Genomic DNA, 9,265 nt, shown 5'->3' on the forward strand with positions numbered 1-9,265 from the left:
CGGCGCGCATACGCCCGAAGCATCCCCCACATAAGAAACCACCTCGCGCGGGGAGCGCGAGGTGGCCAAGGTTCAGGGAGGAGGTGCACGGGGTGCACCACGCACCATCAGGCCATGAGGGTAGCGCTGATGGAACTCGTCCTACATATGGCAGGCCGCCGCCGGTTTCAAGCCCCGACTGGAACCACGATGCCGCGATCGCCACGGCTGGCTGGCCGTAGCGCAGCCCGATCGCGCGATCGGGGCGGATTTCCGTGGTTTCAGGCTTGTGCGAGCTGCGGCGCGGCGACCTTGCCGAGCTGCACCTGACGGCCGAAGATCTCGCGCACGAGTTCAAGCGAGAACAGATGCGCGTAGATCAGCGGCAGCAGCCCGCTCTGATTCCAGCCGCGCAGCACATCGCCGCGCACATCGCGCAGCTTGTTCTCGTCCACCATGCGGAAGCCGCGATAGATGAACGGCTGGCCGCCGGCCTGGCCCGATTCGATGTTGAGCTCGCCATCCATCAGCAGGTCGTGCTTCTTCAGCTCGGCGACGAACTGGCCGGTGCGGGCGCCCGCCTGCTCGAAGTGCTCGCAGAACTTGAGCGTATCCTGGCAGCTTGCGCTGGGGGCACCGTCGGCGAACAGCGGCTTGCCGTCCTCGAACTCGCCGATCAGCTCGCTGGTGGGATCGAAGCAGAGCGAAAGGTCGGGCTTGTCGGCCTGCAGCTTGGCCAGCAGGAACGGATAGCGGCGGACATAGGCCGGCACGTAGATCGGCGTGTTGACGGTGCCATCATCATCGACGAACACGTTCACGCCTTCATTCATGCCCATCAGCGCCAGCGGCACCGGATCGTCGCCGGTCGAGAACACGATGGGATAATGGCGCTGCGCCATCGGGAATTCCTCGACCGTCAGCGGAATCGCATGTGCGCCCACCATCCACGCCGCCTTGTTGGTCGAGCGCGCGGAGTAATTGGCGTGCTCCTGGGTGTTGAGCGGGATCAGGTCCTTGTAGAACAGGGGCAGGGATGCAGTCTTCGGCGCGGTGGCCATTGGTACTCTCCGCAAGCTGGGATTTCGATAAGGGCGTGCCTTTAGGCGCTCGCGCAGTGTGGCGCAAGCTTGGGGCAAACCGGCGGTGCGCGGCGCGGGTTCAGACGAGCTTGCCGGGATTGAGCAGGCCCGCCGGATCGAGCGCGTGCTTCACCGCGCGCAGCATCGCCAGCGCCACCGGATCGCCCAGCCGGGCCAGCTCGTCGCGCTTGAGCTGGCCGATGCCGTGCTCGGCCGAGATCGAGCCGCCCCAGGCCGTGACCAGATCGTGGACTTGCCGGCTGATCGCCTTGCCGTCGCGCTCCTGCCAGGCGGCCGCGTCGGTAACGCGGGGGGCGATGACGTGGAAATGCACGTTGCCATCGCCCAGGTGGCCGAAGGCGACCGCCTCGGTGCCCGGCCAGGCGGATTCGATCCGCGGCACGGCGGCATCGACGAATTCGGGCATCCGCTCGACCGGCACCGAGATATCGTGCTGCACGGCCGGGCCGCGCGCGCGTTCGGCCGGCGCGACCGATTCGCGCAGCAGCCAGAACGCCTCGGCCTGACTTTCGCTGGCGGCGATCGCCGCATCGTCGAGCAGGTCGCGCTCGAAGGCATCGGCCATCATCGCCTCGCAGCGATCGCGCAGGGTGGCGGCGGTGGCGCGATCGGCCACCACCTCGATCAGCACGTGCCAGCGATGCGCGCCGTCCAGCGGCGCGCGCGCGCCAGGCAGATGCGCCAGTACGGCGTCGAGGCAGGCCTGCGGCATCACCTCGAAGCCTTCCAGCGCGGCATTGGCCGCATCCTCGCAATGCAGCAGCAGCGCGCGCGCCGCCTGCAGCGAGGGCACGCCTGCCCAGATCACCACGCGTTCGGCCACTGCCGGCACCAGTCGCAGTGTCGCGGCGGTGACGATGCCCAGCGTCCCTTCCGAGCCGATCATGAGCTGCTTGAGATCGAAACCCCGGTTGTCCTTCTTGAGCGGGGTGAGCATCGAGAACACACTGCCATCGGCCAGCACCGCTTCCAGCCCCAGCACCAGCGCGCGCATCGAGCCGTGGCGCAGCACCTGGCTGCCGCCCGCGTTGGTGGAGACGAGGCCGCCCACCGTTGCCGAGCCCTTGCCGCCCAGCGTCAGGGGAAAGCGCAGGCCCTGGGCTTCGGCCGCCTCGTGCAGCGTCTGCAGCACCAGCCCGGCCTCGCAAGTCAGCCGGCGGCTTTCCACGTCGATCTCGCGGATGGCGTTCATCCGCCGCAGCGAAAGCAGCAGCGCGTGGCCCGATGTATCGGGCGTGGCCCCGCCGGACATGCCGCTGTTGCCGCCCTGCGGCACGATCGGCACGCCATGCGCGGCGCACAGGCGCACCAGATCGGCCAGCTCGGCCGTGCTGGCGGGCGAGGCCATGGCGCAGGCCCGCCCGGTGAAGCGCCCGCGCCAGTCGGTCAGCCAGGGGGCGATCAGATCGGCGTCCCGGGTCAGCCCGCGCGGGCCGAGCAGGGCGGCGGCTTCGTCAAGAAAGGCCTGGGTGGGATTGCGCGTCGCGGTCATGGTGGGCGTCTTTGGCACAGATGGAGGGGGCTTGCATCCCACTTGGGCCGGGTTAAGCGGCGGTTCAAGCTCTTGCGGTATGGCATCGAGGCGTGCATTTTCGCTCCCCGGGGTTCGATTGATTGATGAATTTTGCCGCTGCCTTGCTGACGCCGCTGATGCTGCTGCTGCCCGCGGCCGGCACGGTTGAGGCGAACCGCGAGGTCGTGGCGGAAGCGGGCGTGGCCACGCCGACCGATTTCGATCCGGGCACCGCCATCGCGGCCAATGCCTTTCCCGACCGTCCCGACGTGCAGGCGGCGCCGGCCTGGGCGCTCGATCCGGTCAGCCAGGGTTTTCGCCCCGACAGCGCGTGGCAAGTGCGGATCGAGCAGCGCATGACCATCCGCATCACGCCGCGCGCGCCGATGCCGACGCGGCCAGACATGCTGTTCAACTTGCCTGACCGTGAGATCGGCCCCCATTTCAGCGAGCGCAAGATCGGCAAGTGCCTGCCGGCGGCGGGCATCACCGGGGTGCAGCCCAATGGCGGCAACCGGCTGCTGCTGTTCATGCGCGACCAGCGGATCGTCAGCGCCGAGCTGGAGCGCGCGTGCAAATCGCGCGATTTCTATTCGGGCTTTCTGCTGGCGCGCACCGGCGATGGCCAGCTTTGCGTCAATCGCGACACACTGCTTTCGCGCAACGGCGCCAACTGCAAGCTTTCGCGGATTCGCCAGCTTGTCGAGGTGGGGGATTGAGGATCGGCGTGGGAATGGGCCTTCCGGCGCATTTCCTTGACTTTCCCTCCCTGTTGGGCAAAGGGCCGCCCGGAGCCTCGCGACAGGAGCGCAAGGCCGGGTCGCCCCGGTTCTGTTTCCCCGACGCCGCGCGGCATTTTTCCGGAAACCCAAGAAGCCTATGAAATTCGCCGATCTCGGCCTGTCAGACGAATTGTTGCAGTCGGTCGCTGCCGCCGGATACGATGAACCGACGCCGATCCAGGCGCAGGCGATCCCTTCCGTCCTGATGATGCGTGACCTGATCGGCATCGCCCAGACGGGCACCGGCAAGACCGCCAGCTTCGTCCTGCCGATGATCGACATCCTGGCGCATGGCCGCCGCCGCGCGCTGATGCCGCGCTCGCTGATCCTGGAGCCGACGCGCGAACTGGCCGCCCAGGTCGCCGAGAATTTCGAGAAGTACGGCAAGAACCACGATCTGCGCATGGCGCTGCTGATCGGCGGCGTGCAGATGGGCGATCAGGTCAAGGCGCTGCAGGATGGCGTCGACGTGCTGATCGCCACGCCCGGCCGGCTGATGGACCTGTTCGAGCGGGGCAAGATCCTGCTGACCGGCTGCGACCTGCTGGTGATCGACGAGGCGGACCGGATGCTCGACATGGGCTTCATCCCCGATATCGAGAATATCTGCACCAAGCTGCCGTCCAGCCGCCAGACACTGCTGTTTTCGGCGACGATGCCGCCGCCGATCGCCAAGCTGGCCGACAAGTTCCTGTCGAACCCCAAGCGGATCGAAGTGGCCCGGCCGGCCACCGCCAACATCAACATCGCCCAGTACAAGGTCTTCATCGACCAGCGCAAGAAGCGCGAACTGCTGCGCGAACTGCTGCGGACCGACAACGTCACCACCGCGATGGTGTTCTGCAACCGCAAGACGACGGTGCGCGAGCTGAACACCAGCCTGCAGCGCCACGGCTTCTCCAGCGGCGAGATCCACGGCGATATGGACCAGCCGGCGCGCAATGCCGAATTGCAGCGGTTCAAGGACGGGCAGATCAACATCCTGGTGGCGTCCGACGTCGCCGCGCGCGGGCTCGACATCAAGGGTGTCAGCCATGTGTTCAACTTCGACACGCCCTGGCATCCCGACGACTACGTCCACCGCATCGGCCGCACCGGCCGCGCCGGCGCGACGGGCCGGGCCTTCACGTTCGTGGCGCCGGCCGATGCCGAGGCGATCGACAATGTCGAGAAGCTGACCAAGAGCACGATCCCGGTCTATGAAGCGCGGATCGAGGGCGGGTCCGAACGGCCCCAGCGCGAGGACAAGCCTGCGCGCGAGGACAAGCCCCGGCGCGAGCCCAAGGCCAAGCGTCCTCCCCGTGAGGACCGGACACCGCGTGAGGAACGCGCGCCGCGCGAAGAGCGTGCCCCGCGTGAAGCTCGCACGCCGCGTGAGGAAAGAGCGCCGCGTGCGGAACGGGCCCCGCGTGAGGACCGCGCTCCGCGCAGCGCCCCCCGCGCCGAGGAACCGCGTCGTGACCGGCGCGGAGAACCCGATCCGGCCGACACCAGGGATGATGGCGGCTGGAATGGCCCGGTGCCCGGCTTCCTGAATATCTCCGCGCTCGCCTGACGGGTTTTCCCGGCTTCGGGGAGCCCTTGCGGGATCGCCGGCCTTCAGTCCGCCAGCTTGACGAAGCTGTCGATCACGCGCTTGCGGCCGGTCTGCTCGAAATCGATTTCGAGCTTGTTGCCTTCCTGCGCGGCGACCGTGCCGTAACCGAACTTTTCATGGAACACGCGCGCGCCCGGCGCGATGTCGGCGCGCGGCCTTGCCGCGAAGCTGGCGGCGCTGCGCGTGCTTTCGGCGATGCGGCGCGGCGTGGGATCGTATTCGCGCGCGGCCGCCCGCTGCCAGCCGGGGCCGCGCGTCATGGTGCGCGCCGGCTGCGCGCGCGCGACATCGGCGAAAGGATCGGACTGTTCGGACCACTGCGCGCGCCATAGCGAGGCGCCGCCCGAAAGCGTGGTTTCCTGATGGACTTCGCTGGTCGGCAATTCGGCGATGAAGCGCGAGGGGATCGAGCTGGTCCACTGGCCGTAGATGCGCCGGTTCGCCGCATGCAGGATGGTGCAGCGCCGCCGCGCGCGCGTGATCGCGACATAGGCGAGCCGGCGCTCTTCCTCAAGGCTGGCCAGCCCGCCTTCATCGAGCGCGCGTTGCGAGGGGAACACGCCTTCTTCCCAGCCGGGCAGGAACACATGATCGAATTCCAGCCCCTTGGCGGCGTGCATCGTCATGATGGTGACTTTCTCGCTCTCGTCCGCCGCGTCGTTGTCCATGACCAGGCTGACGTGTTCGAGGAAATCGCCCAGCGTCTCGTATTCCTCCATGGCGCGGGCCAGCTCGGCCAGGTTTTCCAGGCGCCCGGAAGCTTCGGTGCTCCGCTCGGCCTGCAAGGCGTCGGTATAGCCCGATTCGTCCATCACCGTGCGGATCAGCTCGGCCGGGCTGGTCTGCTTGCCCAGATCGCGCCAGCGGGCGAAATCGCGCATCAGCGCAAGGAAGGTATTGCGCGCGCGGGCCGGCAATTCGTCGGTATCGGCGATCTCGATCGCGGCCAGCGCCAGCGGGATGCCGCGCCGGCGCGCGTGGACGTGCAGCTTTTCCAGCGCCTTGCTGCCCAGCCCGCGCTTGGGCGCGTTGTAGATCCGCTCGAACGCCAGATCGTCGGCGGGCTGGGCGATCACGCGCAGATAGGCCAGCGCGTCGCGGATCTCGGCGCGCTCATAGAAGCGGAAGCCGCCGATGATGCGGTAATTGAGGCCGATCGAGATGAAGCGATCCTCGAACTCGCGGGTCTGGTATTGCGCGCGCACCAGGATGGCGATGCTGTCCAGCCGCGCGCCTTCGCGTTCCAGCCGCTCGATCTCGTCACCCACGCGGCGCGCTTCCTCGGGCGCGTCCCACACGCCGATCACGCGCACCGGATCGCCGGGGTGCCGCTCGGTCCACAAGGTCTTGCCCAGGCGCTGGCTGTTCTCGTTGATCAGGCCCGAGGCGGCGGCGAGGATCTGCGGGGTGGAGCGATAGTTCTGCTCCAGTCGGATCACCCTGGCGCCGGGAAAGTCCTTTTCGAACCGCAGGATATTGGCGACTTCGGCGCCGCGCCATGAATAGATCGACTGATCGTCGTCCCCCACCACGCAGATGTTCTGCCGGCCTTGCGCGATCAGGCGCAGCCAGAGGTACTGGACCTGGTTGGTGTCCTGATATTCGTCCACCATCACGTACTTGAAGCGCTGCTGGTACTGTTCCAGCACTTCGCGGTGGGTCCGCAGGATGTTCAGCATGTGCAGCAGCAGGTCGCCGAAATCGCAGGCGTTCAGCGCTTTCAGCCGGTCCTGGTAAAGCTGGTAGAAACGCTGGCCCTTGCCGTTGGCGTAAGATTCGTTCTCTGCAGCGTCGAGATCGGCGGGATTGAGCCCCCGGTTCTTCCAGCGATCGATGCAACCGGCAAGCTGGCGGGCGGGAAAGCGCTTTTCGTCCACCCCCTCGGCCACGATCAGCTGCTTGAGCAGGCGGAGCTGATCATCGGTATCGATAATCGTGTAATTGGGCTGGAGCCCGACCAGCTCGGCATGGCGGCGCAGCATCTTGGCGGCGATCGCATGGAACGTGCCCAGCCAGGGCATCCCTTCCACCGCCGGGCCGATCAGCTTGCCCACCCGCTCGCGCATTTCGCGCGCCGCCTTGTTGGTGAAGGTGACGCACAGGATCTCCGACGGCCAGGCCAGCCGCATACGGATCAGGTGCGCCAGCCGCGCGGTGAGTGCCGCGGTCTTGCCCGTGCCGGCGCCCGCCAGCATCAGCACCGGCCCTTCGGTGGTCAGCACCGCCTCGCGCTGCGGAGGGTTTAGGCCGGCGATCAGAGGGTCGTCGGCCGCATCGGGCAGGGCCGTGGGCAGGGGGGCTGGAGGGGCGGTCATGCGTGAACAACTAGGGAACGCACCGCCGGCGCGCAAGGCCGCTTCGTCGCAGGGGAGGAACGCGTTTGCGCGACCGATGCGATCGTTCGCGCGGCCAGCCGTGCCGGAGCCGGGCGTTTCCGCTTGGACGGCCTGTCCGGCGAGCCTATGAAGAATGCCGTATCGCACTGGCCGATGGACCGGCGCGAAACCCACGGGAAGGATGCCGTTCGATGAGAAACCTCACTCTTGCCATCGCCGCCGGCGCGCTCGCCTTCATGACCGGCGTGGCTTATGCCGATCAGGCCGCCGCGCCCAAGCCCGAGATCGTCGAGAAGGACGCCAGGGGACGCCCCACCGTGGTGCGGATCGACGGGCAGGAATACAAGGTGTGCACCGCCGAGGGCCAGGATGGCTGCATCAACCCGCGCGAGGCCGGGCTCAAGTGGGGCAACACCCCGCTCGATTACTGGCCGGGCAAGCCCGCCAGCGAGAAGTAGGCGCGCCTAGGATCGGCCCTGGTCCGGCGGATCGAGCCGGGCGATAGTGTCTTCGATCACCCGCAGCACTTCGGCGTGCCCGGTGGCGATGCCCAGCGCGGCTTCGCGATGGAGCGAAAGCGCGGCGCTGGTCGCGAAGATCGCTATGGCCACGGGGGCCACGGGGGAAAGCGTGCCCGGCGCGGCGCTGTCGGCCATCGCGCGCGACAGGGCTTCCACTTGCAACGCGCGCGAATGCTCGATGAAGCCGGCCACTTCCTGGCGCAAGGCGTCGATCCGGTTGGCCAGCGCCATGAATTCGGACACCAGCTTGGTATCGGACGTCTCGACCAGGATCTGCCAGGTCTCGCGCAGCGGGTGGCGGCTCAGCAGCGCCCGGTTCAGCCGTTCGACCTCGCGCACCGCCAGCGCGCGGAACGTCTCGACGATCAGCTCGTCCATCGTGCGGAAATAATAGTAGATCAGCCGCTGCTTGACGCCGATGCGTTCGGACACGCGGCGCGAGGTGAGCGCGCCATAGCCTTCCTCGCGCAGGATGTCCTCGGCCGCGCCCAGCATGGCGAGCCAGATTTCCGATCCCCTGGGCCCCATGCGCCTGTCGCTCGCCATCGCTTCGCGGTCTCCCTCGCGCCCCGCGCCGATGCTCGGGGGATCGCCTTTCTAGCTGGCGCGCGGGCGGGGTAAAGCTCTGGCGATTCCGGGACCGTCAGGCGGGGAGGGCCGGGCGCGGCGCTACCAGCGCACGCCTTCCTCGCGCGGTTTCCACTGGTAGGGCCGGTCGTAGGACGGGTCCTGCCCGTTCCACAGCGCCTTGAGGAAGCCCTGGACGTTCTTCGAATGGACCCAGGTGCCGTCGCCATCGGCCGTCGCCTCGATCGTGCAGCGCCGCACGGCGATGCGCCATTCGCCGCCGCGCTTCTCCAGCCGATCGAGGTAGCGGCCGAATGCGATCGTCGTGCTCTTGCCGTCGAGCCAGTAGAGCGCGCCGATCACGTAGGATTCGACATTGGCGGTATCGCCATCCAGTTCGCACACACTGTTGGTGATGTTGTGGCTGGTCATGTTGAAGTTCATCCGGTGGCCCAGGTTGGCCTTTTCCGGGTATTCCGGGGCGAAGGTCACGCTTGGTCCGTGCTCGTCCACCCCATCTTCCCACCAGCAGCTGGCGATCTGCGCCACGTCCTGCCGATCGCGCGCGCGGCTTTCGCGCTGGATGCAATCGAGGATGTCCTGCCGGTCCTTGAGATAGCCGACAGTGGCCCTGAGTTCGGCCAGTTCCTGATCAGGGCTCATCCCGGCGTTCTCCCGCTATTGTCCCACCGCCGGTCAGGCCGGCTTCTTCGGCAAGGCGATCTCGGCCGTGCCGGTGCACATCGTCGTGCCCTTCTGGTTCTTCATCAGGTGCTTGACCTGCACCAGGTGGCGCCCTTCGGTGCGCGGCGACAACTACGATGGCCGGTTGAGCGGCGACTATGATGGCCGGTAGGATCGGTTGTC

General features: G+C 67.5%; 8 protein-coding genes. 3 read left to right on the forward strand and 5 right to left on the reverse strand.

Going from position 1 to position 9,265, the window contains the following annotated elements; genetic code table 11:
• Nucleotides 1-260: 260 nt before the first annotated feature.
• On the reverse strand, nucleotides 261-1,040 hold the full coding sequence (locus tag PYV00_RS07655) for a SapC family protein (RefSeq protein ID WP_275227690.1): 780 nt from the start codon (nucleotides 1,038-1,040) through the stop codon (nucleotides 261-263).
• A gap of 100 nt (nucleotides 1,041-1,140) precedes the next feature.
• The gene (locus tag PYV00_RS07660) at nucleotides 1,141-2,574 is read right to left on the reverse strand and encodes an FAD-binding oxidoreductase (protein ID WP_275227691.1); all 1,434 of its coding nucleotides are present in this window, start codon (nucleotides 2,572-2,574) and stop codon (nucleotides 1,141-1,143) included.
• Nucleotides 2,575-2,699: 125 nt separating this feature from the next.
• Here PYV00_RS07660 and PYV00_RS07665 point away from each other — a divergent pair, with 125 nt between their 5' ends.
• Both PYV00_RS07665 and PYV00_RS07670 read left to right on the forward strand, forming a co-directional pair.
• Entirely contained in the window at nucleotides 2,700-3,314 is a 615-nt protein-coding gene (locus PYV00_RS07665) for a hypothetical protein (protein ID WP_275227692.1), read from the forward strand.
• 160 nt (nucleotides 3,315-3,474) lie between these two features.
• Nucleotides 3,475-4,932, forward strand: coding sequence for a DEAD/DEAH box helicase (locus PYV00_RS07670; RefSeq protein WP_275227693.1), 1,458 nt, complete (start codon nucleotides 3,475-3,477; stop codon nucleotides 4,930-4,932).
• A 44-nt stretch (nucleotides 4,933-4,976) separates the two neighbouring features.
• On the opposite strand, the gene PYV00_RS07675 is transcribed toward PYV00_RS07670, so the two are convergent.
• Nucleotides 4,977-7,289, reverse strand: coding sequence for an ATP-dependent helicase (locus tag PYV00_RS07675; protein ID WP_275227694.1), 2,313 nt, complete (start codon nucleotides 7,287-7,289; stop codon nucleotides 4,977-4,979).
• Nucleotides 7,290-7,501: 212 nt separating this feature from the next.
• Between PYV00_RS07675 and PYV00_RS07680 the strand changes: the two genes are divergently transcribed.
• Complete coding sequence (locus PYV00_RS07680) at nucleotides 7,502-7,768, forward strand: hypothetical protein (protein WP_275227695.1); 267 nt, start codon at nucleotides 7,502-7,504, stop codon at nucleotides 7,766-7,768.
• A gap of 6 nt (nucleotides 7,769-7,774) precedes the next feature.
• Here the strand turns inward: PYV00_RS07680 and PYV00_RS07685 are convergent, their stop codons facing one another.
• Together PYV00_RS07685 and PYV00_RS07690 are read right to left on the reverse strand one after the other, a co-directional pair.
• Entirely contained in the window at nucleotides 7,775-8,377 is a 603-nt protein-coding gene (locus PYV00_RS07685; protein ID WP_275227696.1) for a TetR/AcrR family transcriptional regulator, read from the reverse strand.
• A gap of 123 nt (nucleotides 8,378-8,500) precedes the next feature.
• Nucleotides 8,501-9,061, reverse strand: coding sequence for a nuclear transport factor 2 family protein (locus tag PYV00_RS07690; protein ID WP_275227697.1), 561 nt, complete (start codon nucleotides 9,059-9,061; stop codon nucleotides 8,501-8,503).
• Between the last annotated feature and the right edge of the window lie 204 nt (nucleotides 9,062-9,265).

Origin of the sequence: Novosphingobium album (ex Liu et al. 2023), assembly GCF_029076845.1 — a bacterium.
GTDB lineage: Bacteria > Pseudomonadota > Alphaproteobacteria > Sphingomonadales > Sphingomonadaceae > Novosphingobium.